Genomic DNA, 21,823 nt, shown 5'->3' on the forward strand with positions numbered 1-21,823 from the left:
TCGATCAGGACTTCGGGTTCTTGAGCGCTGCGAGAGCCGCCCAGGGCGAGTTGGGATCGATCTTGGTCTCGCGCTGTTCGCGCGGACGGTGTTCTTTCCAGTCGTCCTTGGGCTTGTCGAAGCGCTTGCCGCCGCCACCGCCCGGCTTGCCACCCTTGCCGTCACGCCGGCCCTCGAAACGCGGCCGTCCGCCCGACTTGCCATCGGCATCGGGACGGGTGAAGCGCTTGGGACGGTCCTGGCCCTCGGCGCCTGACGTGCCATCGGCGGCGGGTGCATTGGCGGAGCGGTTGCGACGCGGCCCCTTGTTGTCGTGGCGGGCATTGTCGCGGCGACCGCCGGGGAACCAGACCTCGTCGAATTCGGGCTCGGCCTTCTCGGCCGGCGCGGCCTCGGCAGCCACGTCGGGTCCATCGGCCTGAGATGCATCAGCCTGAGGTGCTGCAGTTGCTTCCGCAGCGGCCGCCGCTTCGGCGCCGGGAGCTGACGCGCCTAGATCGCTGGCAGCGGCATCGATCGCGGCATTGTCCGTTCCGGCCTCGGCGGCTGCCGGGGCAGGGACGCCCTCGATGGCCTCCTGGGCCGCATCGTTGACGGCCGCATCGGCCAGATCGGCGGCATCCGGTGCCTCGGTGGCCGTTGCTTCGGCAGCAGCGGCCTGCGGAGCGGCGGTGTCATCGGCTACTGGCGCGGGGGGCGGCGTCTCGACAACCTTGGGCGTGCGGCGCACGCGGTAGCCGAGCGAGGTCAGGATCGAGGCAAAGTCGTCGCCGGCCGTGCCCAGCAGCGATGTCATCTCGACGGTCACGCGGAAACCGTTGCCCTCGGCAACGCCGGCCGGCGGCTCGCCTTCGTGGCGCTTGGGATCCATGGCAATCAGCGGCCGGATGATATCGGCGAGGCGCTCCAGAATATCGACGCGTACGGCGCGCTTGCCGGCCACCTTGAAGCCCGCGACTTCATAAAGCTTGGGATTGACCTCGGGGTCGATCAGGAAGCTGGTGCGGCCCGACAGCACGATCTGCGGCAGGTCGGAGACGCCCGGCTGGCGGACGCCGCCGTTCTTGAGGGCCCAGAGGATCAGCGCCAGCTCGCGCGGCGCGGGTTTCAGGCTCATGGGCACGTAGATGTGGTAGGCCCCGAACTTGACGCCGAGCTTGCGCATCTTGGCGCGCACGTCCTGGTCCAGTCCCTTGACGTCGTCGGCCACGGCCGAGCGCGGCAGCAGGCCGAGATGCTCGGAGAGCTGGAAGGCGATGCCGCGGGCGGTGCCTTCAAGATCGGCGGGCTCAGCCAGCTGCATGATCGATTCAAGCTGCGTGTTGATGGAGTGGCGCAGCCAGAGGTTGAGCCGGTCCTGCACGCGTTCGAGCTCGGGGCCGCTCAGGCTGTCGTCGGCCAGCACCAGAAGGCGCGGCGCCAGCAGCGTCTCGCCCTCGGCCAGGTTGGCGACGACTTCGCCCCGCCAGCGCACGGTGCCGTCGGTGGCGAGCACGAATTCCTCATTGGGCGCGCCGGCGAGGCGCTCGGCCCGCTTGGCGATCTCGGGGGCGACCACCTGGCTGGCGGCGGCGCGCAGGTTCTTCGAGTCGCCGTCATCGGACCGCGCCAAGGTGAAGCGGAAGCCCTCGATCGAGCCAATAAGATGACCTTCGAGGCTCACTTCGCCGCGGTCGTTTACTTCAGGCGATACCATATGCTTGTCTCTCAAGTGGCGCATGAGAACGCTGGTCCGGCGGTCCACGAAACGCTGTGTGAGGCGTTCGTGCAAAGCGTCGCTCAGGCGGTCTTCAATGTCCCGCGTCTTTTCGCGCCAATGCGCGGGGTCTTCAAGCCAATTTCTGCGGTTGGCGACGAACGTCCAGGTGCGGATCTGGCGTATCCGGTTGGATAGCGTATCGATATCACCTGAAACATTGTCGCAGAAGCGTACCTGCTCGGCAATCCAGTCCTCGTCGACTTTGCCGCGCCTGATCAGATCGACATAGACGCGGGTGATGATTTCGCCGTGCTGCGCCGGCGAGATGTCGCGATAGTCGGGAATACTGCAGCAGGCCCAGAGCAACTCCACGGCGGCGCGATTGGTTGCCAGCGCGGCGGCCTCGTTGCGGGCCAGGAACTCCAGCGCATGCTGGTCGGTGGCCATCGGCACCCGGGTCAGCTGCTTGCGGTCCGGCGAGCGGTCGAGGCTGCCCAGCAGCCTGTCGAGCGAGGCGAAATCAAGCTCGCTGTTGCGCCACTGCAGCACCCGGACCGGTTCGAAATCGTGGGTTTCGAGCCGGACGATCAGTTCCTCGTCGAAATCGCCGGCATTGCCGGTGACGCCGAAACTGCCGTTGATCATGTGGCGGCCGGCGCGGCCGGCGATCTGGCCAAACTCCGCCGGGGTCAGCGGCCGGGTCTGGTGGCCATCGAACTTGCGGTCGTCGGCGAAGGCGACATGGTGGACATCGAGATTGAGCCCCATGCCGATGGCGTCGGTGGCGACGAGAAAGTCGACATCGCCGTTCTGGTACATGTCGACCTGGGCATTGCGGGTGCGGGGGCTGAGGGCGCCCATTACCACTGCCGCGCCGCCGCGCTCGCGGCGGATCAGTTCGGCAATGGCGTAGACCTGGCTGGCCGAGAAGGCGACGATGGCCGAGCGCTTGGGCTGGCGCGAGATCTTCTTGGAGCCCGAGTAGAGCAGTTCGGAAAAGCGCGGCCGGTAGATGATGTCGGCGTCCGGCAGCAGGGCACGGATGACGGGTGCCATGGTGGCGGCGCCCAGCAGCAGCGTTTCGTGGATGCCGCGGGCGTGCAGGATGCGGTTGGTGAAGACGTGGCCGCGGTCGAAATCGGTGGCCACCTGGATTTCGTCGATGGCAAGGCACTCGACCGGCATGTCGAGCGGCATGGCCTCGACGGTACAGACCCAGTAGCGCGCCTTGGGCGGAACGATGCGCTCCTCTCCGGTCACCAGCGCCACGTGCTGGGCGCCGATGCGGTCGACGACCTTGTGGTAGACCTCGCGCGCCAGCAGCCGCAATGGCAGGCCGATCATGCCCGAGCGGTGCGCCAGCATGCGCTCGATGGCGAAGAACGTCTTGCCGGTGTTGGTGGGGCCGAGGATCGCCTTGAGCGAGCCGGAATTACCTGCGGTCATCTATCGCTATGTAAGGAGGAACGGCGCGCGATGCGAGTGTTTCAAAGGGAGACCAGATTTCTCCCGTTTTGGGCGCCGGAGTTAAGGGTTGGCACGAAACGCGAACAAAACGAGACAGAATCGGCCGCGACTCGAAAATCCGCCTTTGTTCACCCCAGCATATGGTGTGCCACCCGCTGATTCTAGCGCTAGAGGCGATCAAAGGTGTGCGTGATCCCCGGTTTCTCCCCCGAAACGGTTCAGCTTCCTTACCAGAGTGCTAATTTCGGCCCTCTGGCGGCCCGATGCCGGTAGTTGTGAAGCGAAGGTAAACGGCTCTGGTGCAAATATTTTTTTGCATGTTCATGGGGGAGCGCCCGGCGCACGGGGATCGCCGAGGCGCATATTGAGAAAATCGGCATTGACCGTGCCATCGCGGGACGGCCCGGGCGTTAGGACGCTGTTAACCATGAATGCGGGGCCGGCGCTTTCGGAGCGCAGTTCGCCGCATCATGGTCTCAGGCCCGCCGGGATCGACCGCTTCGACAACCTGTGCCGCTTCGGCACGGAAACCGGCAGCCTGAGACGCGCGCGTTAACTCCTGCATCAAACCGTGAACGAACATGGGGCGAATCGTGGGCCTGTGGATAAAAGTGCTTTGTTCACCCACACTTGGTGGTGGTCGCCAGGCTGCCGACCCACAAGCGACCCGATATCGGACCGATCCGACCGCACGATCGGGGGTCCGACGTTCATCTCCGTCACCAAAGCCTTAAGAAATCAGGGTTTTCCTGCCAGCGCAGGCAAGTGTTAGCAGCCGGTTAACAGCACCCGCTGTCGAAGATTTCTGCTGCTCACCTTTGCATCCCCGGCCGGCGGCGGCCTTGAGGCGCAAAATTGAGGAAAAAGCCTTTGACCGTCCCGGCATGGGACGCCCGAGATCTTCATGTTTCGCTAACCATAAATGTGGCGGCGTCTGGTTGAGACTTCCGCGGCCTGGCGTCCGCACCCGGTTCGAGTGTCGGAGGCACGCGCCATCGCCGGTCTGTTGCCGGCGCGGCGGGGCCGCGGAGAAAATGCTCAGCAGTCGGCGGTGAGCGGGACCCAGTTGCTGGCCACGGTGCTGCCGGGAATGACGACGCGGTATTCCGCATCGATCGGGGTGACGATGTTCATCGGCTTGGAATAGCTGCCCATGATCACGCCATTGGCGCCCTTGACGGTGGTGACGTTATAGGGGCCGGACACCTGGCCGCCCTTGCGCACGATCAGGATCGGCAGGGTGCCGGGCTTGTTGGTGCGGACCCAGGCGGTCAGCTTGGCCGGGCCGGGGCAGATATTGTTGGCCGGCGAGATGATGCCGAGCTGGGCGCTGGTCGCCTTGAGCTTGACCTGGCCACCGGCCTTGAGGTCGAGGGCACTGGCGCTGCCGGTGACGGCAGTCAGGGTGAGCAGCGCGATGAGGCCGGCTTTGAGGGTCGAGGTCATGGTGTGCTTCTCCGTTGGTGCAGAGAAGATGTGGCCTGGGGATTGAACTCCGCCTGAGCGATGCGTTTATCCGAGGTTCATCGTGGCGGCCGGCAGAGCGGTCTTGCGCCCGGCGGGTTCAGTTGCCGATCGGAAGGCGCAGGCCGACGGTCAGGGCGTGCGATGCCATGCGGAAGTTATAGGGCTCCGTTGGCGAATTGTTGGGCGGAGGCGCCACCGGCACACCGCCACCGCTCGCCTGTCCCAGGTCGGTATAGCGATAGGTGAAGTCCAGAGTGCCGTTGCCGCCTATCAGATCGGCCAGGGCAAAGGACACGCCGCCCCCGGCAGACCACGCCAGATTGATCTGATCGCTGCCGCTCCAACTGCGCGTCGTCTGCGCAGACGCGGCATTGTTGCGGGTCCATTCGCCCATCGAGACGCGGGCGATGCCGACGCCGCCGGTGAGGAAAGGCTGGATAGCCGACTCCGAGCCCGAGAGTGTCAGCGGCTCGACATAGAGATTGGCCATCAGCGCGAACGCGGACACGGCGCCATGGATGTCGGTCGCATGGTCGCCGGCGGGCGAAGGGTTGCCGCCCACGGCCGTGAGATAGGTGCCATCGACCTGCGTGGAACTGACGAAGCCGGCCGAGCCGTCGACGCGGACGCCGTTGCCCCAGTCATAGCCGAGGCCGATGCCGCCGGTGACCGATACTGGGCGATTGAGCGAAAAGGTAATGCGCGGGTCGCCCGCGCCGCCCGGACCATGCCAGTAGCCGCGGTCGGTAGCCAGCACATTGGCGCCCAGTTCGCCGCGGACGAACCAGCCTTCGTAGCCAGACACCACCGTGTCCTGAGCAAGCCCTGAGGCGGTCGTGCCGACGAGCAGCATTGTGGCAAGGGTCACTGTCTTGAGCGGGTTTGCGAGCATAGGTGGCCTCCTTGGGTATTCCGGGATCGACATCGGCGAGCCGCTCCCGCCATGCACTGATCGGCAGAGGACCGCGCCCGTGCTTCTGCACGGCAGTCCGTGACTATTCGCAATCCCGCTGCCTGACATTGATGGCCGTCAAAGCCGTGCGCGAATTCTGTTCCGATACTCGGTCAGCGGGCGGATTCCATCCCGTCCATCATGCAAACTTGGAGATCCGGCATGTTCAGAAAGATATCGCAGCGCTGGCTTTTGAGCGGAGTCGCGGCCGCCGCATTGCTGGTTGGTTCGGGCGCCTTGCCCGGAACCGTCGCTTCCGCAGCGGAAGGCAAGGGCACGCAGACCCAAACCCAGACCGGTCCAAATGCGGGCGCTGGTGGCAATTCGGACCAGGCAGGCGAAGGCGGCAAGGGCGCCATGGGCGGCGGCGTCGGCAGCGCCGCGGAAGAGGAGTCGGACGGCAAGGGCCCCAAGGCGGGCCAACCTGCGGGTGATAGCGGCGGCAAGCCGATCTGGGCCCAGGAAGGTATCCCGGAGGTTGAACTGGGCCGTCTCAGCGTCATCCGCAGTCCTGATCGGGTTCTGGACCACGCCCTCGACGAGGCCGTGAACAATTTCGATCCGGCACTGACCAGCATCTACGAGATGAGTGTCCTGCAGTTCGATGTCTATATCACGGCGCACTGGGATGACCCGGATTTCGCCATCATCGACTCGCCTCTCGAAAATCTGGCTCTGCTCAAGGAGCTCTGGACGTTGCAGACGACCAGCCTGCCTGTCGATCTGACCCAGACCAACATTATCGAACTCTCCGCTATCTTCATCGGCGTGGCGTCCGACAAGGCCATTCCGGTCAGCGTCGACACCATTATTGCTCTGGCACGGATCACGGGCGTGGACATGTCGCTCGCGACGGCGCAGGCGATCGCCGACAAGGCAGACGACGTTCGCGAAGCGGTGGCCGCCGCGCACGACGCCTAGTCGTAAGGCATGAACTGTTGCGAAGGTCGGGCGATTGCCCGGCCTTTGGTGTTGCTGCCCGCCGTCCGCCCCGGCCGCCGTTAGTGCCGCAGGCGGGTCAGCACCATGGAGAGGTCGCCCATGCTGGTGGTCAGCAGCACACGATAGGGGATGAAGGTGTCGGTGCCGGCCAGCGGCGCATACCAGATCAGGATGCGGTCGCTTTCCTTGAGGTAGTTTGTCACTTCCGACGTGGTGAAGTGCCCCGAGATCGGGGTGTAGCGGATGTTGCAGAGAATCACCGGGCCCTGGTAGCCGGTCTTCTTGCTGGTCGCCTGGTCTTCCTTGGTGAAGCGCAGCGCGATGTTGAAGCGCTCGAGGCCGGTGAAAACCTGCATCTTGCGATTGCAGAGGTTCTTGTCGAGCTTGCCGCCCTTGAGCACGAAGGCGGCGATCATGTCGTTGACGCCGCGCAGGTGCTTCCGCTCGATGGCCACCCGGTCGATATTGTTGAGCAGTGGCGGATTGACGACAAAACTCTCGACGTTCCTGCCGGCATAGGTGATGGCGACGGTAAAATCCTCGCCGCCACTGGAGGTCAGCAGGTCGAAGCGCTGCGAGGTCAGCGCGCTCGGCGACGATGGCCCCTCGGACTCGATCTTGCCGCTGCCGCTGGCCACCAGCGTGGCAAGACCGGTGATCCGGGCGTCGACATTGAGCTTGTAGTGCCGGTCGTCGTCCTCGAGCGCGATGGTCACCGCGGCGATATTGTTCTTGCCCAGCGACACGCTGTAGTCGGCGACGGCCGCGACCGGGGCGGCGACCGCAGGCCATGTCAGGGCGCCAAGCGCCAGGATCAGGGCTCCCGCAAGCGACGGCAATCTCAAGGACAAATCAACCTCTGGCACAGGTTCGGGTGCGAACGAATCGACGGGCCCGAAAATGCCTGCTCCGCCGGAGCGAGGCAAGGTATTCACCGATTTGCGATGCTGTGGCGGCAGGGACACGCAGGCCAAGCTTGCATGAATTGCATCTGGACTCGCCGTGCATCGATGTGGAAGTAAGCACCAGCGTCAGAGTTTATGCCATTCGAGGGCCTTGATTGATGCTGCGTGCCTGTTTCCTGACATTTGTTCTCGGCCTCACCGCCATTCTCGCGCCCACGGCCGCGACGGCGGGCAACGAGTACCGCTACCCTGAAAAGACGGTGCTGTCGCAGTATGACGAGGCGGTGTTCTTCTTTGGCGGACGCTTCCACACCGGCTGGTTCGTCGAAAGCTTCTACCCGTGGCAGGCCGATTGGGACGACACCTATGTGCTGGGCGCCGGCTATCAGCGCACCTGGCTCGACTGGAAGGATCTGCGGATCGGCGGCGAGGTGGGCGTGGGCGGCCGGTTCGGCAGGGATGCCTCGTCGGCCGAGTTCTGGGCGGCGATCTTTGCCCGCTATGACGGGTTCGCCTATGGCAATTTCCGCGTCACGCCGATCTTTTCGATCGGCCTGAGCTATGCCACCGGCACGCAGGGCTACGAATCCACCCGCATGACCGAGTGGGGGCGCTATCAGCCGCTGCTGGTCTATCTGGGGCCGGAAATCGCCGTGTCGCTGGTCGATCAGCCGCAGTGGGAAGTCTTCACCCGGTTCCATCACCGGTCCGGCGCCTATGGCCTGATTGCCGACATGGATGCCTCCAATGCGGTGACGGCGGGCCTGCGCTACAAGTTCTAGTGCCGCTGATACGCCGTTACGCGTCGATATCTTGACGAGACCGGCCCGTTTCTCTATGGAACGCGCACAATCAAGAACAGACTCCAGCCCGTTGCGCGGGATTTCTCGCGCCGAGGGCCTTTGACACAGGATAAAGACCAGATGGCACGCCGCTGTGAACTGACCGGTAAAGGCGTTATGACCGGTAATACCGTGAGCCACGCGCTCAACCGCACCCGTCGCCGGTTCCTTCCGAACCTGCTCAACGTCACGCTGCTGTCGGACGTGCTGGGTCGCGGCGTCAAGCTGCGCATCTGCGCCAACGCGCTGCGCACGGTCGAGCACCGCGGTGGCCTCGATGCGTTCCTCGTCAAGTCCAAGGACGACGAGCTGAGCCCCCGGGCGCTGCTGCTCAAGAAGGAAGTGCGCGCGGCCCTCGCCGCCTAAGCCACATTTCTCATACAGTTTCGAACCGCGCGGTGGCCCCGGGTCCCGCGCGGTTTGCTTTTTCCGGCCTTTGCACTAAGAAGGCCACCGCTGCGCCGGTCTGATGCCGGAGGGCAGCTTCAACAAAGGTGCGTCATGCTCGCTCGCTTTACCCACCCGAGGTTCGTCCTCGCGGTTCTCGCCATGGTCGTTGTCGTCACGGCCTCCAATATTCTCGTGCAGTATCCGGTGCAGTTCGATCTGGGCCCGCTGCATCTGGGTGACCTGCTGACGTGGGGCGCCTTCACCTATCCGTTTGCCTTCCTCGTCACCGATCTCGTCAACCGGCACGACGGCGCGGGCCGGGCCCGCATCGTCGTGGTCTTCGGCTTCGTGGTGGCACTGGTGCTGTCGGTCTACCTCGCCACGCCGCGCATCGCGATCGCTTCGGCGACGGCTTTCCTCGTCGGCCAGTTGCTCGACATCGCCGTGTTCAGCCGCCTGCGCGCCAGCCGCAACTGGCTGTTGCCGCCGCTCACCGGCTCGCTGCTGGGGTCACTGCTCGATACGCTGATCTTTTTCACGATCGCCTTTGCGCCGGTGCTGGGCTTTGTCGACCTGCTGTTCGGCATGGAAGACGGATCACTGGGGTTCGGCGCGCCCTGGCTGGGCCTCGGCCCCGAAGTGCCGCTCTGGACTTCGCTGGCCACCGGCGACTTCCTGGTGAAGTTCCTCGCGGCGCTGCTGCTGCTGGCGCCCTATCGCCTCCTGATGGGCCGCATCATGCCGCTGCCCGAGATCGGTGCGGCCGCAGCCAGACCCTAGGGCCTGGCGCTCAGGTGCTCGTGGACGATGCGCCAGCCGGCGCCGGTTCGGGCGAGCACCGTGGTGCCGCGGCCTGATCCGGACTGCGTGCCGGCGCGCCAGTTGAAGCGGTAGGTGCAGGCAGCTGCCGTATCGCCTTCGGCAATCCAGTCGATCTCGTCGAGCCAGTAATGCTCGTCGCTGCCGAACGCGGCCCAGGTGCGCTCGAATGCCCGTCGGGCCGCGGCGAGGCCGCGATGGGTGCCGTCGGAAAACCAGAAGCTCACGTCGGGCGCCAGCAGATCGAGCAGCAGGTCGAAGTCATGGGCGTTGATCCGCTCGCCATAGGCGGCGAGGGTTTCACGGGCGTTCACGGCGTTTCCGGCAGCGAAAACTCCAGCAACAGGTTCCGCTCCCAGTCGTTGAAGTTGTTGTCCGAGATCAGCGTGATGCGTGTCAGCCCGTCGGGGCCGGTATGCACCGCGAGCCCCTCCATGTTGTCGATATCGCCGCCCGACGCATGCAGCAGCACTTCGCCCCGCATATGGGCGCCGGGGCGCACCTCGGCGGCGGGAATGCGCTTGAGATGCATGGTGAAGCTGAGCAGCACGACGCCGCGCTCGAGCACCAGCAGGTCGCCATTGGGCAGGAAGGCGCAGTCGGTGGGGTTGGTGCCGTCCGACGAAATATAGCTCAGCGGCCCCTTGTCGTTCTGTCCCAGCAGCCAGGCCGAGTGCTGGCCATCGTCATCGATCACGCCTTCGGTCAGCAGCAGGGTCGAGCCGGCAATCGGCGAGGCGGGCGGCGCGATGCAGAGCGATTCCAGGCTGGCATTGGTGCGCGTCTCGGTGAGCCAGTCGGGGATCGTCACCTCGCGGGCGGGGCCGGCGGGCATGGCATCGACAAGCTGGAAGTCGGCGACGCGCGTGAGGTTCTCGAAGCCCACGCGCAGCGCGGCCGGCTGACCGTCGCGGACAATGACGGCCAGCGCTTCGGCATCGCGGGCAAAGGCCCGCGGCAGTTCGTTGCCCTTGGAGTTCTGGATCGGGTTGACGCGCACGCCGACGAGGCTGAGTGGGCGGTGCTGCTCGTCATAGATCAGCTGGCCGGAAACGAAATTGCCACGGTCCGAGACCATGACCAGCCGGCCATCGGGGCCGGTAAAGCCGAGGCCCGACAGTCCGCCAAACGTGTCGGACGGGCTCTGCATCTCGATGCCGCCCCGCCAGATGACGCCCTGCACCGTCTCGCCGATACCGGCGCCCATGAAGCTGGTGATCGGCACCGCCACGACGGTTTCGGGCACCGGCTCGCCGGCGCCCTGCGCCTGCGCTGCGGACGTCAGCAGGGCCGTTCCGCCGGCACCAATCCAAGCTACCAGCAAACCTGCGGCAAGACTGCGCGCAAGGGGTGCCGGATAGCTCATCCGAAGCGGCCTCTCCGCTGCTTTTCGGCCGGCGGCTCCTCGTCAAACAGCGAGGCGAGTTCGTCGGTCAGCGCGCCGGCCAGTTCCTCGGCGTCGAGCAGGGTCACGGCGCGGCGATAGTAGCGCGTCACATCATGGCCGATGCCGACGGCCACCAACTGGATCGGCGAACGGGTTTCGATGTCTTCGATCACCTGACGCAAATGGGCCTCGAGATAGTTGCCGGCGTTGACGCTCTGGGTGGAATCATCCACCGGCGCGCCATCGGAAATCACCATCAGGATGCGGCGGTTTTCGGGCCGCGACATCAGCCGCTTGCGCGCCCATTCGAGGGCCTCGCCGTCGATATTTTCCTTGAGCAGGCCTTCACGCATCATCAGGCCGAGATTGCGCCGGGCATGCCGCCAGGGTTCGTCGGCGGCCTTGTAGATGATGTGGCGCACATCGTTGACTCGACCCGGATTGGCCGGCCGGCCGGCCTCCAGCCAGGCCTCGCGGCTCTTGCCGCCCTTCCAGGCGCGCGTGGTAAAGCCGAGGATCTCGACCTTGACGCCGCAGCGCTCCAGCGTGCGCGCGAGGATGTCGCCGCAGATCGCCGCAATGGTGATCGGGCGGCCGCGCATCGAGCCGGAATTGTCGATCAGCAGCGTCACCACGGTGTCGCGGAAGTCGGTGTCGCGTTCGACCTTGAAGCTGAGCGCCTGCATCGGGTCGGTCACCACGCGGGTGAGCCGTGCCGTGTCGAGCAGGCCTTCCTCGAGGTCGAACTGCCAGCTGCGGTTCTGCTGTGCCATCAGGCGACGCTGCAGCTTGTTGGCCAGCCGCGCCACGGCGCCGGCGAGGCTTTCCAGCTGCTTGTCGAGCGCACCGCGCAACTGCTCCAGCTCCTCGACCGGGCAGAGGTCGGAGGCCTTGACGATCTCGTCGTACTTCTGGGTGAAGATCTTGTAGTTGAACTGGTTAGCGAACTCGGAAGCATTGGCGCCGGGCGGCGGATTCGGCGCGTCCTCGCCGGCCTCGCTCGATTCCTCTTCCTCGCTCTGGTCGAAATCGGCCTCGGCACCCTCGACCTCGCCGGTCTCTTCGGACTGGCCCGGGGTCTGGTCTTCGTCGGCCTCGGCGTCTTCACTGTCGCCTTCGCCCTGTTCAGGATTCTTCTCGTCGTCCTTGCCGCGCTCGGGTTCCTGGTCGTCCCCCTGCTCGCCGTCCTCGCCCTCGGCGTCGTCGAGGTCGCTGTCGGGCACGAGGCTGAGGTCACGCAGCAGCTGCCGGGTGGCGCGCGAGAACAGGTCCTGGTCCTCGAACTGGTCGAGCAATGTGGTCAGCGAATTGCCGGCCTTCTGCTCGATTTCCTTGCGCCAGAGGTCGACCAATGCATGGCCCGAGGGCGGCACGGGAATGCCGGCGACGCGCTCGCGCAGGATGAGGCCAAGAGCCTCGGCGATCGGTGCATCGGCCTTGTCGTCGACCTGCGCGAAATTCTGGCGGAACAGCCGGTCTTCGAGCATCTCGTGGATATTACCGCCCATGCCGGGCATGCGCACGGCCCCCAGTGCCTCGACGCGGGCCTGCTCGAGCGCATCATAGGCGGCGCGGGCATCGGGCTCGGCCGGCGCGCGCTTGCGGTGCACGTCGGGGTCGTGGCTGGCGAGCCGCATGGCCATGGCATCGCCCTGGCCGCGGGCAATGGCAATGTCACGCCGGGTCGGCAGCCGCGGCAGGTTGGCGAGCCGCGCCTTGTCGCTGGTCAGGATCGGCCGGTCGGCCGAGAAGCTGACCTCGAGTTCGCGCTTGCCGCCGACGGCGCGCACAGTGGCGCCGACCGCGGCCTTGAACGGCGCGGTCGGATCCGGGCGGTTGCCTTTTCCGCGGGGAGGTTGTGCCATGATGCTAGGCGGTGACGGCCAGATTGGCGGCCGATTCCGGCAGGTCCTCGCCAAACACGCGCTGGTAGAACTCGGCCACAACGGGGCGTTCGAGCTCGTCGCACTTGTTGAGGAAGGTCAGCCGGAACGAGAAGCCGACATCGCCGAAGATCTGGGCGTTCTCGGCCCAGGTGATCACCGTACGCGGGCTCATCACGGTCGACAGGTCGCCGTTGATGAAGGCCGAACGGGTGAGATCGGCGAGCCGCACCATGTTGCCGACGATCTTCTTGCCGGCCTCGTTCTGGTACTGCTTGGCCTTGGCCAGCACGATGCCGACTTCCTTGTCATGTGGCAGGTAGTTCAGCGTGACCACGAGGCTCCAGCGGTCCATCTGGCCCTGGTTGATCTGCTGGGTGCCGTGATAGAGGCCCGAGGTGTCGCCGAGACCAATGGTGTTGGTGGTCGAGAACAGCCGGAACGCCGGGTGCGGGACGATCACGCGGTTCTGGTCGAGCAGGGTCAGGCGGCCCGATTGCTCGAGCACGCGCTGGATCACGAACATCACGTCGGGACGACCGGCGTCGTATTCGTCAAACACCAGCGCGATGTTGTTCTGCACGGCCCACGGCAGGATGCCGTCGCGGAATTCGGTGATCTGCTTGCCGTCCTTGAGGACGATGGCGTCCTTGCCGACCAGATCGATACGCGACACGTGGCTGTCGAGGTTGACGCGGACCAGCGGCCAGTTGAGGCGCGCCGCGACCTGCTCGATATGGGTGGACTTGCCGGTGCCGTGGTAGCCCTGCACCATGACGCGGCGGTTGAAGGCGAAGCCGGCGAGGATGGCGAGCGTGGTGTTGCGGTCGAACAGATAGTCCGGATCGACGGGCGGCACATGCGCGTCAGGCTCCGCATAGCCCATGACCTTCATGTCGCTGTCGATCTTGAACGTCTCGCGGACTGAAAATTCCTTGTTCGGCAGATTGGTGTAATCGGGCATTTTTCTGAGGCTCTTCAGGGAGAATAGGTCAAGGCGGCTGCCTCGAAGGATTGCGGGCTTCATAGCAGCTAGAGTGCGGCGGTGGTAGGGCGGATTTCGCGGCAGCGTTCGCCCCCTCCCTGACCTGGGCCGGTGGCCCTGGTCGCAGCAGAGAGGGGCTTGGCGGACGGCTATCCCTTCCGCGCCAGCCAGATCAGATGCCGCGAGCCGCCGCGCTTGCCGTTGGCGCGGGCCTTGACCTCTTCGACCTGGAAGCCGGCGCGGCCGAGCCGCCTGGTGAACGCGTCGTCGGCATGGGCCGACCATACCGCCAGCACGCCGCCGGGCCTGAGCGCCGCCCTGGCGGCGGCAAGGCCGGGGGCATTGTAGAGCCGGTCATTGCCGGGCCGGCTGAGGCCCTCGGGGCCGTTGTCGACATCGAGCAGGATGGCGTCATAGCCCGCCTTGCCGGCGGCAATCACCTTGCCGACGTCGGCCTCGATGATCTCCACCCGCGGGTCGTCGAGGCAGCCCTTGAACACCGGCGTCAGCGGGCCTCTGGCCCAGGCGACGATGCCGGGCACCAGTTCGGCGACGACGATCCTGGCGTCCGGGCCGAGCAGGGACTGGGCGCGGCGCAGGGTAAAGCCCATGCCGAGGCCACCGATGAGAATGCGGGCGCCCGGCCTGCCCGACAGCGGCGTGCAGGTGACGTCGGCAAGCACCTCTTCGGAGCCGCTCATGCGGCTGGTCATCAGCGGGTTGGTGCCCACCATGATCCAGAACTCGTCGCCGCGCTGCATCAGCTTGAAGATGTCGCCGCCCGGAACTTTGGCCGTATCGAGCTGAACCCAGGGAATCATGATGCACCTCGTGCTGAGGTCCCGGCATAAACCGTGACGGCGCCCGCGCCTAGCGTCCGGCGGTGCGGGTCTTCGGCAGTCTGGGGCGCATGCCCAGGGTCACCGGCACGCCCTTGAGCCAGAGCTTGAGGGCTTCCCAGTGGATGCCGGCAACCACCTTGAAGGTCATCAGCGGGTAGACGATCGCGGCCTTGAGCAGGGCGGTGTCGGTCAGCGCTTCGCGCCGGCCCTCGAACCAGGCAGTCAGCAGGCCGCCATCCTCGTCGGAGAGGGAAATGCCGGTGAAAACCTCGTCGGCGGGCGGCCGCACGGTGAAGCGATAGTGGCCGGCCAGCGTGTTGAACGGCGACACGTAGAAGGCCTTCTTGTTGGTGTGCTCGATGGCGGGCGCGTCGGGCGCCTCCACCACGTTCTGGTAGAAGTGGTGCTCGCCAAAGGTGTTGCGGACCTCATAGACCAGCATGATGGTGCGGCCATCGGCATCCTCGGCATAATAGACCGTCAGCGGGTTGAAGGCGTAGCCGAACAGCCGCGGATAGCAGAGCATGCGGATGCGGGCGACACGGTCGCCCAGTCCCGCTGCCTGTGCCTTGCGGCGGACGAAGTCGGCGGGGGATGTCCCGTCATGCGCACCGAAATCGCGAAAGGCGATGGAAAACAGGTTGAACCGGTTGGCCGAAAACAGCTTCAGCCGGTCCGACAGCTCGTCGATCCGGTCGAGGTCCACCAGCATGGTGAAGACGCTGTATTTGAGGCTGTGGCGCCTGGGCCGGGCGCGCTTGTGCGCAACCGTGCCGTGATAGAGCGCCCCATCCTCGTGGCGTTCGGTCATTCAGCTGCCATCACGGGTTCGTCCCAGTTGTGCGCAATGCGGTCGCGCTGGCCCTTGGCGGCCCAGGGGCGGCTGACGGTGCCGATGCGCTCGGCGACCTCGAGGCCGGCCTGCAGGCCGTCCTCGTGGAAGCCATAGCCCAGCCAGGCGCCGGCAAACCAGGTGCGCTGCACGCCCTGGATGCGCCACATGTCGCGCTGTGCCCCGACCGCCTCGCCATCGAACAGCGGATGCTCGTAGTCGATGACGCGCTGCACGGTGCCCGGCGCGAAATCGTGCATCGGGTTGAGCGTGACAAAGAGATTGGTCTGCGTCGGCAGTGGCTGCAGCAGGTTCATCCAGTAAGTCAGGCTCAGATGCGCTTCGGTGCCGCTGCCGGTGCGCAGGTAGTTCCAGCTCGACCACAGCTTCTTGCGCTGCGGCATCAGGCTCTCGTCGGTATGGAGCACCGCGCGGTTCTTGGTAAAGCGGAAGTGCTGCAGGATGGCGCGTTCGTCGGCGCTGGCGTCGGCCAGCAGGCTCAGCGCCTGGTCGGCGTGGCAGGCAAAGACCACTTGGTCGAAACGGCCCTGATCGCCGGTGGCGAACAGCACGTCGGCACCGGTGGCATCGCGGGTCACCGCGGCGATGTGGGCGTTGGTCAGCACGCGGACATTGCTCTGCCCCAGCATGCGCTCGACATAGGTGCGCGAGCCGCCCTTGATGGTGCGCCAAATCGGCCGCTTGCTGGAATCGGCGATCAGCAGGCCATGATTGGCGAAGAAGTTGATGAAGGTGCGGGCCGGGAATTCCAGCATTGAGCGTGCCGGTGTCGACCAGATGGCGGCGCAGATCGGCAGCAGGTGGTCCTCGATGAAGGCCTCTGAATAGCCGTGCCGCTTGAGAAAGGCACCGATGCCGACATCGGTGGCCAGCTCGGCGGCATGGCGCTCGGCATGCTTGAAAAAGCGCAGGATGTCGCCAACCATCTGCCAGTGGCGCGGCCGAAAGATGTTGCGGCGCTGGCCGAAGAGGCCGTCGACGTCGCGGCCGCAATATTCCATCCGGCCACTATCGGTGGAGACGGCAAAGCCCATGTCCGAGGGCGCCGTGTCGACGCCCAGATGGTCGAGCAGGGCGGTCAGGTTGGGATAGTTCTGTTCGTTGTAGACGATGAAGCCGGTATCGACGGGCACCGGCCCGTCAGGGGTCACGGCGTCGATGGTGTTGGTGTGGCCACCGACACGGGAGGCATTGTCGATGAGTGTGACATCGGCGCTGCGGGAGAGCAGCCAGGCGGCCGACAGTCCCGAAATTCCCGACCCGATAACTGCAACGCGCATGCAAACCTGCTTCTTTTCGTGCTGAACTTGATCACAGCAACGTTTGCTGAGGGGATAGAAGTTTCTCCTCGCGCAAAAAAACTGCTCAGGAAGCGGCGGTCGGGCGGAGGCGAAAGTGGCTGACGCCCCATTCGGTCCCGTTCGCATGACCGAAAAGTCCGGCCGTCGCAAGGAAGAACAGGCGCCAGCGTCGGCGCCAGAGAGGCGCCTGATCGCCATAGACCTGCTGCAGGATGGGGTCGATCAGGTCCCCGTGCGCATCGAAATTGTCGAGCCAGTGCAACGCCGTACGTTCATAGTGGCGGCCATTCCATTGCCATTCGCGCTGGACCGAAAACAGCTCCGGAAACTGCTTGATCAAATCGTGGCTGGGCATGATGCCACCGGTGAAAAAGTACCGCGCGATCCAATCGGCATCGTCGGTTTCGTCGAACCGGTAGGGGGCCAAGCGGTGGGTAAAGATGTGGATGAAGATCAATCCGTCCGGCGCGAGCCAGTTGCGGACCCGGCGGAGCAGCGTGGTCCAATTGCTCATGTGCTCGAACATTTCGACCGACACCACGCGGTCGAACTGACCCTCGGGGCAGAAGCTGTTCATGTCTGCGGTGATCACCTCGACATTGCCGAGGCCGCGGCGCATCGCTTCGGCAACGATATGCCGGCGCTGCGGGCGCGAATTGGAGACGGCGGTGATCCGCGCCCTGGGGAAGCGTTCCGCCATCGTCAGGGTCAGCGACCCCCAGCCGCATCCCAGTTCCAGGATGCGCTGTCCGTCATGCAGGTCGGCATTGGCCATGGTCTCTTCGAGCGCGGCCAGTTCGGCTTCCGCCAGCGTTTCCCTGCCCGTCGGATAGAGGCAGCTCGAATATTTGCGCCGCGGGCCGAGGACGTGGCCGAAGAACGCCGGCGGCAGCTCGTAGTGCTGCTGGTTGGCCGCGTCGGTATTGCGGGCCACCGGGTGCTGACCCATGGCGCTGGTAAAGGTCGCGAGATCGGGGTTTTCCGTCACCAGCCGGCGGCGGGTGGCGCCGACCAGAAAATCGATGCCGGCGCGGGTGATCGGATCGGGCAGGCTGATCCGTTCGGCGGCGCCGATGACGGAGGCGAGAAGGCTCATGGTGCTGCGTCTCCGGCCGCTGGCGAGGGCGTCTTGGGGATCGGCCAGAAGGCCCGGACGCGGCGCTTGTAGCGGGCAAAGGCGTCGGGCCGGGAGCGCATCATATGGGCTTCGAGCGGCGGAATGCCCGAGGCGTGCACCAGCAGCCAGTACATCAGGATCGGTGCCGCCAGCGCGATCCAGCCATAGCCATAGCCCAGCCCGATCAGCGGATAGGCGAGCCAGTAGAACCACTCGAAAAAGTAGTTCGGATGCCGCGACAGGCCCCAGAGACCCACGTCGCAGACCTTGCCCTTGTTGGCCGGGTCGCGCTTGAAGGCATTGAGCTGCGCGTCGCTGAGCGCCTCGCCGCCAATGGCGATGAGGGCCACCAGCACACCGAGCACATCAGGCAGGCCGAAGGGCTGGGGATTGTTCGCCGCCGCCATCACGGCAAGGGCGAGCACCAGGCCGCAGGCCGCCTGGATCTGCAGGAACAGCAGCAGCTGCGATCTGTAGCGGTCGCCCCAGTCGCTCCTCAGCTGGGCATAGCGCGGATCGTCGCCGCCCTTGAGCGTGCGGGCCAGAATATGGGTGCCGAGCCGCAGCGACCACACGGCGACGAGCCCCGCCACCAGCCAGTTGCGGATGCCGGGGGCGGTGCCCTCGATCGGGGTCAGCGCCGCGACAACGCCGGCAATGCCGACCGCATAGGACCAGAAGGCGTCGGTGAAACCGGAATTGCCGGTGACCAGCACCGTGCGCCAGGCGACGGCCATGATGGCGGCAAGCCCGACAGCCAGAAGAATGATCAAGAGGAGAACGCTCATGCGGCCTCGCCGTGGCCGAATTGTCGGCCGGCGGTTGCCTCTTTGACAAAGCGTTCAGTGTGACGGAAGGCGGGCGCGAGGAAGCGCAGCGCCGGGGAAAAGCTGCCGATCAGGCTCTCGTGGCTGACATGGGGATAGAACTCCGCGCGCACGCTGGCGCCTTCGGCATTCAGCCGGGCGGCGAGGCGGCTGGAATTGCCGGGATCGACCACCTTGTCATTGCTGCCCGACACCAGCAAGGAGGGTGGCGCGTCGGCGCGGGCAAAGCTGATCGGCTGGGTGCGCGAACGGTTGCTGTCGAGGCCGAAAATGATGCGGCGCGTATCGGTATCGGGGACGAAATCATAGGGGCCGGCAAGGCCGACCAGGCCGCGTACGGCGCTGCGGCCGATGCCGCTGGCCTGCAGCCATTGCGGGTCGAGCGCCAGCATGGCAGCGATATGGGCGCCGGCGGAGTGACCGATCAGCACCAGGCGTCCGGCATCGGCGCCGAATGCGGTGGCGTTGTCGCGGGTCCAGCGCACGGCCCGGGCGCCGTCCTCGAGAAAGCCGGGGAAGCGCACCTGCGGATAGACGCGATAGTCGGGAATGACGGTAACGATGCCGGCCTCGGCCAATGCCGCGCCGACGAAGCGATACATGTCGCGGTCGCCTTCTTCCCAGCCGCCGCCGTAAAAGAATACGGCCACCGGGAGGTCGCTGCCACTTCTGGGACCATAGATATCGAGCTTGTGGCGCTCGGTCGGCCCGTAGGACACGTCGGTGGTGGTCGCTACCGGCGCTGTCGCGGCAAGGCCGTTGAGCAGCGACAGCGGCGACAAAGCTGCGGTAATCGTCTTGAGCTGCACGGACACATCCTTCCCCAATCCCCTGCAATAACGGCGCAGGGGCGCGAAAGTTTCCACGCGGGAGCTCAAATGTGACGAATTCGCGGCGGCGCCGCGCTCGCCGCCCCTAGCGGGCGACGAAGCCCTTGGTCTTGAGGTGGGCGTAGGCGGCGATGATGGCGCGCAGACGCTCCTCGGACGACTTGTTGCCGCCATTGGCGTCGGGGTGGTGCAGCTTCACCAGCTTCTTGTAGGCCTGCTTGATCTCGTCCGACTTGGCGCGGCCCTGGATGCCCAGGGTCTCCAGTGCCACCCGGTCGTTCTCGTGCAGCGGCACGACGCGCTCGGGCTGCGGACCGCGCTGCTGGGCACGGGCGTAGCGGGCAAAGATATGGAGCGGATCGTTGATGCGCTTGGTGGGATCGCGGGCGTCGCGCCGCGGCATGCGCGGACCGGCCGAACCGGCCTTGGCGCCAAAGCCCCAGCTCGGGCGGCCGTCGGTTTCCTTCCAGCGGCTGACGCGCTCTTCCATCTCTTCCGGGCTCATGCCGGAGAAGAAGTTGAAGGCGTGATTGTAGTGCTTGACGTGCTCGAGGCAGAAGTTGTGGTACTCGCCTTCCTTGTGGTTGGCTTTCGGCGCGCGGTATTCACCGGGCAGGGCGCAACCCTCCCAGGCACAGCCGGGCGTTGCCACGCGAGGTTTTTCCTCGCGCCGGCCCTTGATCCTGATCTTGTCGAATAACTTGGATTCCAGCTTCATCAGTCCTAGTTACGTTTCAGCCAACCCATCACTCCGGAACCGGTATCCATATGTCCGTTCGCGATACGATTGTTGAAAAACTTTCCCAAAAATTTGCCCCAACCCATCTTGAAGTGCTTGACGAGAGTGACCGACATAAAGGGCACTCCGGTTCGCGGCCGGGCGGCGAGAGCCATTTTCGCGTCAGAATCGCGACCCCGCAGTTTGACGGAAAGTCGCGCCTGCAACAACACCGGGCGGTCATGGAAGCGCTGGACGCCGAGTTGAAGGGTGGCGTGCATGCACTGGCGATCGAGGTGTATGGAGCAGATGGACCGGTCGTCCCGGCCAGCCTCTGATGTAGGGATCCCCTACGAGAATCGCCACTGGCTTCTGGAAAACGCCCCGAATGGGGCATTGCTATGGCCTGCCGATAACGCCTTCCCGCGGTTTGCCGAATTGCCCCGGCTTCAGGTGACGCTCAAACTGTCGTGACCGAAGTCGGGCAAAGCCGTGGCACCCTGCCACGCGGCGGGCGAATTGTTGCCGTTTGGAGTTTCTAGCCCTTGTCTTGCAGACAGACAGGAGGGCGACATGTCCATTTTGCGGAAGGCGGCCATCGGCGCCGTGGCGCTGGCGTGCATGGTCTCCGGCGGGGCGATGGCCGGGGACAATGTGCTGATGCTGGTGATGGGGGGCGAGGCCTATGACGGCCCGCCCAAGTTCGAGGTGGCGTTCGGTGGCCATGTGATCGGCAGGGCCGCCGTGGAGTCGGCGATCGACACCGACAATGACGGCCGCTTCGCCGATACACGCGACAAGGCCGCGCATGTGCAGTCGTTCCAGTTCGACATTCCCGACGATATCTTCACCCCGGGTGCGGAAGTCAGCGTGCGGCTGACCAACGAGGCCTATGGCGGCGAGGGTTCGAACCGCGACCGCAATCTCTTTCTCGCCTCGGTCGCGGTGAACGGCCGGGCGGTGACGCTGTCGGGCCTGACCACCACCGATGCCAACGGCATTGCGCCCAACGAGACGCTGGGCGAGTTCCTGGTGCTGCTCGACGGCAACCAGCACGGCATCTCGAAGGCACCGCGCGGCGGCTGGCCGAAAGCGGTCGGGGCGATTGCGCCGGCCAAGTTCGTGGCCGAGCGCCTGCCGGTCAGCGGCCTGCAGGAACTGAGCGTCCCATCCATGCAGGAAGCCCGCACCCGGCAGGCGGCGGAGGGCAAGACCATGGAGGGCAAGACCATGGACGTGGCGCTGCTGACGCCGGACGCCAGTTGCCAGATCGACGACATCTACAATGTCATCGGCTTTAACGAGAACTCCAACGATCTGACACCGCGGCTGATGAAGCGGCTCGACCAGATCGCCGGCGCCATCGGCACGCAGGAATGCACGGCGATGATCACCGGCTATTCCAGCACCCAGGGCGATTACGCCACCAATGCGCTGTTCTCGGTGGAGCGGGCGCAGAACGTGCTGCGCTACCTGCGCCAGCAGGGCATCAGGTTCGCCAAGGCCACCGCCACTGGCGTCGGCGAAACCACCCAGTTCGGCGACGAGCTCAACGCCAACCGCCGCGTGGTGATCACCATCCGGCCCTAGGCAGGGC

The 21,823-nt window shown here is 65.4% G+C and carries 21 protein-coding genes; 6 read left to right on the top strand and 15 right to left on the bottom strand.

The genetic code is table 11. From position 1 onward, the window contains the following. Positions 1-4: 4 nt before the first annotated feature. The 3 genes from AC0L4C_RS07725 to AC0L4C_RS07735 all read right to left on the bottom strand — a co-directional run bounded on the left by AC0L4C_RS07725 (position 5) and on the right by AC0L4C_RS07735 (position 5,525). Positions 5-3,145: a helicase-related protein gene (locus tag AC0L4C_RS07725; protein WP_473403044.1), complete on the bottom strand. Its 3,141-nt coding sequence runs from the start codon at positions 3,143-3,145 to the stop codon at positions 5-7. A 1,059-nt stretch (positions 3,146-4,204) separates the two neighbouring features. Then, complete coding sequence (locus AC0L4C_RS07730) at positions 4,205-4,612, bottom strand: hypothetical protein (protein WP_473403045.1); 408 nt, start codon at positions 4,610-4,612, stop codon at positions 4,205-4,207. A 118-nt stretch (positions 4,613-4,730) separates the two neighbouring features. Next, complete coding sequence (locus tag AC0L4C_RS07735) at positions 4,731-5,525, bottom strand: outer membrane protein (RefSeq protein WP_473403046.1); 795 nt, start codon at positions 5,523-5,525, stop codon at positions 4,731-4,733. Positions 5,526-5,747: 222 nt separating this feature from the next. Between AC0L4C_RS07735 and AC0L4C_RS07740 the strand changes: the two genes are divergently transcribed. Continuing rightward, complete coding sequence (locus tag AC0L4C_RS07740) at positions 5,748-6,506, top strand: hypothetical protein (RefSeq protein WP_473403047.1); 759 nt, start codon at positions 5,748-5,750, stop codon at positions 6,504-6,506. A gap of 80 nt (positions 6,507-6,586) precedes the next feature. On the opposite strand, the gene AC0L4C_RS07745 is transcribed toward AC0L4C_RS07740, so the two are convergent. Further along, positions 6,587-7,378 carry a DUF3108 domain-containing protein gene (locus AC0L4C_RS07745; RefSeq protein ID WP_473403048.1) on the bottom strand — a complete coding sequence of 264 codons (792 nt, stop codon included), beginning with the start codon at positions 7,376-7,378 and terminating at the stop codon, positions 6,587-6,589. Positions 7,379-7,590: 212 nt separating this feature from the next. On the opposite strand from AC0L4C_RS07745, the gene AC0L4C_RS07750 reads away from it, so the two are divergent. The 3 genes from AC0L4C_RS07750 (at position 7,591) to AC0L4C_RS07760 (ending at position 9,444) form a co-directional block, all read left to right on the top strand. Next, positions 7,591-8,214, top strand: coding sequence for a hypothetical protein (locus AC0L4C_RS07750; RefSeq protein ID WP_473403049.1), 624 nt, complete (start codon positions 7,591-7,593; stop codon positions 8,212-8,214). A 141-nt stretch (positions 8,215-8,355) separates the two neighbouring features. Further along, complete coding sequence (rpmB, locus tag AC0L4C_RS07755) at positions 8,356-8,640, top strand: 50S ribosomal protein L28 (protein WP_473403050.1); 285 nt, start codon at positions 8,356-8,358, stop codon at positions 8,638-8,640. 135 nt (positions 8,641-8,775) lie between these two features. After that, a complete protein-coding gene (locus tag AC0L4C_RS07760) occupies positions 8,776-9,444 on the top strand; it encodes a queuosine precursor transporter (RefSeq protein ID WP_473403051.1) in 669 nt (222 codons plus the stop codon). On the opposite strand, the gene AC0L4C_RS07765 is transcribed toward AC0L4C_RS07760, so the two are convergent. From AC0L4C_RS07765 to AC0L4C_RS07815, 11 genes are all read right to left on the bottom strand, one after another. Then, positions 9,441-9,797, bottom strand: coding sequence for a YybH family protein (locus AC0L4C_RS07765; RefSeq protein ID WP_473403052.1), 357 nt, complete (start codon positions 9,795-9,797; stop codon positions 9,441-9,443). The genes AC0L4C_RS07760 and AC0L4C_RS07765 overlap by 4 nt on opposite strands. Further along, a complete protein-coding gene (locus tag AC0L4C_RS07770) occupies positions 9,794-10,849 on the bottom strand; it encodes an esterase-like activity of phytase family protein (RefSeq protein ID WP_473403053.1) in 1,056 nt (351 codons plus the stop codon). The genes AC0L4C_RS07765 and AC0L4C_RS07770 overlap by 4 nt, the downstream gene beginning before the upstream one ends. Next, the gene (cobT, locus tag AC0L4C_RS07775) at positions 10,846-12,735 is read right to left on the bottom strand and encodes a cobaltochelatase subunit CobT (protein WP_473403054.1); all 1,890 of its coding nucleotides are present in this window, start codon (positions 12,733-12,735) and stop codon (positions 10,846-10,848) included. The genes AC0L4C_RS07770 and cobT overlap by 4 nt, the downstream gene beginning before the upstream one ends. Before the next feature lie 4 nt (positions 12,736-12,739). Further along, positions 12,740-13,717 (bottom strand): cobaltochelatase subunit CobS, encoded by a 978-nt coding sequence (cobS, locus tag AC0L4C_RS07780; protein WP_473403055.1) that lies wholly within the window; start codon positions 13,715-13,717, stop codon positions 12,740-12,742. A gap of 170 nt (positions 13,718-13,887) precedes the next feature. Beyond that, positions 13,888-14,559, bottom strand: coding sequence for a polyamine aminopropyltransferase (locus AC0L4C_RS07785; protein ID WP_473403057.1), 672 nt, complete (start codon positions 14,557-14,559; stop codon positions 13,888-13,890). A gap of 49 nt (positions 14,560-14,608) precedes the next feature. Then, on the bottom strand, positions 14,609-15,391 hold the full coding sequence (locus AC0L4C_RS07790) for a DUF1365 domain-containing protein (protein WP_473403058.1): 783 nt from the start codon (positions 15,389-15,391) through the stop codon (positions 14,609-14,611). Then, positions 15,388-16,713: an NAD(P)/FAD-dependent oxidoreductase gene (locus AC0L4C_RS07795; RefSeq protein WP_473403059.1), complete on the bottom strand. Its 1,326-nt coding sequence runs from the start codon at positions 16,711-16,713 to the stop codon at positions 15,388-15,390. The genes AC0L4C_RS07790 and AC0L4C_RS07795 overlap by 4 nt, the downstream gene beginning before the upstream one ends. Before the next feature lie 85 nt (positions 16,714-16,798). After that, a complete protein-coding gene (locus AC0L4C_RS07800) occupies positions 16,799-17,830 on the bottom strand; it encodes an SAM-dependent methyltransferase (protein ID WP_473403060.1) in 1,032 nt (343 codons plus the stop codon). Beyond that, positions 17,827-18,639 (bottom strand): DUF1295 domain-containing protein, encoded by an 813-nt coding sequence (locus tag AC0L4C_RS07805; RefSeq protein WP_473403061.1) that lies wholly within the window; start codon positions 18,637-18,639, stop codon positions 17,827-17,829. The genes AC0L4C_RS07800 and AC0L4C_RS07805 overlap by 4 nt, the downstream gene beginning before the upstream one ends. Beyond that, positions 18,636-19,487, bottom strand: a complete 852-nt coding sequence (locus AC0L4C_RS07810) for an alpha/beta hydrolase (RefSeq protein WP_473403062.1) — start codon at positions 19,485-19,487, stop codon at positions 18,636-18,638. The genes AC0L4C_RS07805 and AC0L4C_RS07810 overlap by 4 nt, the downstream gene beginning before the upstream one ends. Positions 19,488-19,593: 106 nt before the next feature. Beyond that, entirely contained in the window at positions 19,594-20,226 is a 633-nt protein-coding gene (locus AC0L4C_RS07815; protein ID WP_473403063.1) for a J domain-containing protein, read from the bottom strand. Positions 20,227-20,276: 50 nt separating this feature from the next. Here AC0L4C_RS07815 and AC0L4C_RS07820 point away from each other — a divergent pair, with 50 nt between their 5' ends. Together AC0L4C_RS07820 and AC0L4C_RS07825 are read left to right on the top strand one after the other, a co-directional pair. Further along, positions 20,277-20,564: a BolA family protein gene (locus AC0L4C_RS07820; RefSeq protein WP_473403064.1), complete on the top strand. Its 288-nt coding sequence runs from the start codon at positions 20,277-20,279 to the stop codon at positions 20,562-20,564. A gap of 235 nt (positions 20,565-20,799) precedes the next feature. Further along, on the top strand, positions 20,800-21,816 hold the full coding sequence (locus AC0L4C_RS07825; protein WP_473403065.1) for an OmpA family protein: 1,017 nt from the start codon (positions 20,800-20,802) through the stop codon (positions 21,814-21,816). Positions 21,817-21,823: the final 7 nt, after the last annotated feature.

It is taken from the genome of Devosia sp. J20-27 (assembly GCF_055808595.1).

What these genes read in the sequence shown, in the direction of transcription:
- AC0L4C_RS07725 (WP_473403044.1), bottom strand. Translation starts at nt 3,145, where the DNA reads ATGACCGCAGGTAATTCCGGCTCGCTCAAGGCGATCCTCGGCCCCACC.
- AC0L4C_RS07795 (WP_473403059.1), bottom strand. Translation starts at nt 16,713, where the DNA reads ATGCGCGTTGCAGTTATCGGGTCGGGAATTTCGGGACTGTCGGCCGCC.
- AC0L4C_RS07740 (WP_473403047.1), top strand. Translation starts at nt 5,748, where the DNA reads ATGTTCAGAAAGATATCGCAGCGCTGGCTTTTGAGCGGAGTCGCGGCC.
- AC0L4C_RS07800 (WP_473403060.1), bottom strand. Translation starts at nt 17,830, where the DNA reads ATGAGCCTTCTCGCCTCCGTCATCGGCGCCGCCGAACGGATCAGCCTG.
- AC0L4C_RS07820 (WP_473403064.1), top strand. Translation starts at nt 20,277, where the DNA reads ATGTCCGTTCGCGATACGATTGTTGAAAAACTTTCCCAAAAATTTGCC.
- AC0L4C_RS07815 (WP_473403063.1), bottom strand. Translation starts at nt 20,226, where the DNA reads ATGAAGCTGGAATCCAAGTTATTCGACAAGATCAGGATCAAGGGCCGG.
- AC0L4C_RS07805 (WP_473403061.1), bottom strand. Translation starts at nt 18,639, where the DNA reads ATGAGCGTTCTCCTCTTGATCATTCTTCTGGCTGTCGGGCTTGCCGCC.
- cobS (WP_473403055.1), bottom strand. Translation starts at nt 13,717, where the DNA reads ATGCCCGATTACACCAATCTGCCGAACAAGGAATTTTCAGTCCGCGAG.
- AC0L4C_RS07760 (WP_473403051.1), top strand. Translation starts at nt 8,776, where the DNA reads ATGCTCGCTCGCTTTACCCACCCGAGGTTCGTCCTCGCGGTTCTCGCC.
- AC0L4C_RS07735 (WP_473403046.1), bottom strand. Translation starts at nt 5,525, where the DNA reads ATGCTCGCAAACCCGCTCAAGACAGTGACCCTTGCCACAATGCTGCTC.
- cobT (WP_473403054.1), bottom strand. Translation starts at nt 12,735, where the DNA reads ATGGCACAACCTCCCCGCGGAAAAGGCAACCGCCCGGATCCGACCGCG.
- AC0L4C_RS07825 (WP_473403065.1), top strand. Translation starts at nt 20,800, where the DNA reads ATGTCCATTTTGCGGAAGGCGGCCATCGGCGCCGTGGCGCTGGCGTGC.
- rpmB (WP_473403050.1), top strand. Translation starts at nt 8,356, where the DNA reads ATGGCACGCCGCTGTGAACTGACCGGTAAAGGCGTTATGACCGGTAAT.
- AC0L4C_RS07790 (WP_473403058.1), bottom strand. Translation starts at nt 15,391, where the DNA reads ATGACCGAACGCCACGAGGATGGGGCGCTCTATCACGGCACGGTTGCG.
- AC0L4C_RS07730 (WP_473403045.1), bottom strand. Translation starts at nt 4,612, where the DNA reads ATGACCTCGACCCTCAAAGCCGGCCTCATCGCGCTGCTCACCCTGACT.
- AC0L4C_RS07785 (WP_473403057.1), bottom strand. Translation starts at nt 14,559, where the DNA reads ATGATTCCCTGGGTTCAGCTCGATACGGCCAAAGTTCCGGGCGGCGAC.
- AC0L4C_RS07750 (WP_473403049.1), top strand. Translation starts at nt 7,591, where the DNA reads ATGCTGCGTGCCTGTTTCCTGACATTTGTTCTCGGCCTCACCGCCATT.
- AC0L4C_RS07770 (WP_473403053.1), bottom strand. Translation starts at nt 10,849, where the DNA reads ATGAGCTATCCGGCACCCCTTGCGCGCAGTCTTGCCGCAGGTTTGCTG.